Source organism: Vibrio sp. M260118 (genome assembly GCF_036533755.1).
Taxonomy (GTDB): domain Bacteria; phylum Pseudomonadota; class Gammaproteobacteria; order Enterobacterales; family Vibrionaceae; genus Vibrio.
In genome coordinates, this window is sequence record NZ_JATABG010000504.1 from 1 (window position 1) to 1,980 (window position 1,980).

The 1,980-nt window shown below is 45.3% G+C and carries 3 protein-coding genes; all 3 read left to right on the plus strand.

The genetic code is table 11. The features are described 5' to 3' along the window. On the plus strand, nucleotides 1-577 hold a 577-nt coding region (locus tag QTO00_RS18905), incomplete at its 5' end, for a methyl-accepting chemotaxis protein (protein ID WP_331426134.1). 212 nt (nucleotides 578-789) lie between these two features. Next, a complete protein-coding gene (locus QTO00_RS18910) occupies nucleotides 790-1,218 on the plus strand; it encodes an acyl-CoA thioesterase (protein ID WP_331426135.1) in 429 nt (142 codons plus the stop codon). Nucleotides 1,219-1,310: 92 nt separating this feature from the next. Next, nucleotides 1,311-1,980, plus strand: a 670-nt coding sequence (locus QTO00_RS18915) for a DUF445 family protein (RefSeq protein WP_331426136.1), incomplete at its 3' end; no start/stop codon positions are given.

The window sequence follows — 1,980 nt, forward strand, 5'->3', positions numbered from 1 at the left end:
CTACATCGGTCAAGCATCTGAATCAGTTGCTACGCTAACCGAGGATACCACTCAAATTAATGAAGTAATTACCACCATCAACGCGATTTCAGAACAAACTAACCTGCTTGCACTTAACGCCGCTATTGAGGCAGCCCGCGCAGGTGAACAGGGTCGAGGATTTGCCGTAGTTGCTGATGAAGTTCGAACTCTCGCTAGTCGTACTCAAGCAGCAACGGTCGAGATTCAAACGATGATCGAGAAGCTCCAGTCAGAAACACGTAGTATCGCTTCTATCACTGAACAAACCGTAAGCCAAGCGCAGACCAGTAGCGATTTAGTTTCAGATATCGGTAATGATGTGAAAGCGATATCAGAGTCAGCGCGTTCTTTGATGGATATGAGCATTCAAATCTCTACTTCAGCGGAAGAGCAGAGCGCTGTAGCAAATGACATCGCCGCAGAGTTAAGCGATATCCGAACCCAGTCAAACACCATTCGTAATGTAGCGGAACAGTCTTCAGCAGGAGTCGCTAACTTGACTCAAGCGTCGGTCTCTTTGGCTGACATCTTGAAGAGTTACCGCACTCAATCTTAACTATTCAGATCATAGAATTAGGGCCTTCGGGCCCTTTCTTTTATTCCATTGCTTACCCTAAACCGTAGACATAGAGGATCAATAACTGTTTAGTAGAATATGAAAACAACAAGTGGCTTTCGAATCGCTCTCGATCACAATCTGATAACATCTTTCACACATAAGGCTTCATCGGTTTTAGACTAATTACTCAAACCAAATGGAGATCTTACATGGAACAGTTACTTGCCGATTACCCAATCATCACCGAAATCCCTGTCGCATGGGGCGAGATGGATGCCCTCCAGCACGTCAACAACGCTGTCTACTTTCGCTATTTTGAAACCGCGCGTCTAGACTACTTTAAGAAGGTAGAGCTTCTCGTCGACCTCAAAACACACCATATCGGCCCGGTGCTCAGCCATACAGACTGTCGTTACAAAATTCCTGTGACCTATCCAGACACCTTGCTCATTGGCTCTAAGGTCAAAGAACTACAAGACGATCGCTTTACTATGGAATACGTTATCGTTAGCAAAAAAGTCGGTAAAATCACCACGACTGGCACAGCCACCTGTGTGATGTTCGATTTCAAAAACAACGTCAAAGCTATGATACCTGAGCATGTCTTACAGGCGATAAAGTCAGCAGAGGAGAAGTAGAACTGAGGGGCAATAGCCTATCAAAGCAGTGTCACTCGCCAAGCGACTTGGTATATACTTCGCCCCATCAAAAATAAACTTCAATTTTGTTCATGAACAAGAGCTTACTTACCAACATCATTGCCCTAGCACTTTTAGCCGGGGGTTATCACACCGATAACCACGTTGCCTTTTACGCGGGCTTATTCGCATTTTCAGGCGCCATCACCAACTGGTTGGCCATACATATGTTGTTTGAAAAACTGCCGGGGCTGTATGGCTCGGGCGTGATTCCTGCGCGCTTTGAAGAGTTTAAAGCGGCAATCAAAAACCTGATGATGGAACAGTTTTTCACTCAAGAGAACATCGACAAGTTTTTAAGTAAAGAGATGGCCGGTGGTAAGTCACTTAATCTTGAGCCTGTGCTTGAGAAGATTGACTTTAACCCTACTTTTGACTCGCTAGTTGAAGTAATCGCGAACTCTCAGTTTGGTGGCATGCTTGCGATGTTTGGTGGTACTGAAGCCCTAGAACCAATGAAACAACCTTTCGTCGACAAGATGAAAGAAGCCATCGTCGATATGAGCCAAAGTGATACCATCAAAGACGCGTTGAAAGAACAGCTTGAAGCACCAGCGATGATGGATGAGATCCGTACCAATGTTGAAAACATCATTGATCAGCGCCTAAGCGAGCTAACGCCAAAGCTAGTCAAAGAGATGGTGCAAAAGATGATCAAAGTGCACCTTGGCTGGTTAGTAGTTTGGGGCGGCGTATTTGGTG

Coding starts and splice junctions, on each gene's coding strand:
- QTO00_RS18910 (WP_331426135.1), top strand. CDS start 790: ATGGAACAGTTACTTGCCGATTACCCAATCATCACCGAAATCCCTGTC.